This is a genomic window from Micromonospora arborensis (genome assembly GCF_003205615.1).
Lineage (GTDB): Bacteria > Actinomycetota > Actinomycetes > Mycobacteriales > Micromonosporaceae > Micromonospora > Micromonospora arborensis.
In genome coordinates this window covers 1-250 of the sequence record NZ_PYBV01000183.1, presented here as the reverse complement: position 1 = coordinate 250, position 250 = coordinate 1, and the positions used below count along the sequence as shown (strand labels likewise).

The window sequence follows — 250 nt, the reverse complement described above, 5'->3', positions numbered from 1 at the left end:
GGGTACGGGCGCGGCCGTCGAGCCGGTCGACGGACCATCTGCCACGTCGGCGACCGGCACGTTCGTTGGGTCGGAGTCGCTGCCGCCCGACGGTGGCTCGCCGTCGTCGGGCGTCGTCGGCGGGGCAGCGCCGCGCGTGCCGTCGGGCCCGGGCAGGACCGCCCGGAACAGCTCGGTGCCGCTGGCCGGGCGACGGGCCACCAGCCACTCCTGCAGGGCTGTGGACGGCTCGGTGGCCATCACCCGCAAC

At 77.2% G+C, this 250-nt stretch carries 1 pseudogene; it reads right to left on the bottom strand.

Annotated elements, in window-relative coordinates:
• Positions 1-250 (bottom strand): annotated as a pseudogene (locus C7C45_RS34375) (hypothetical protein); the annotation flags it as partial.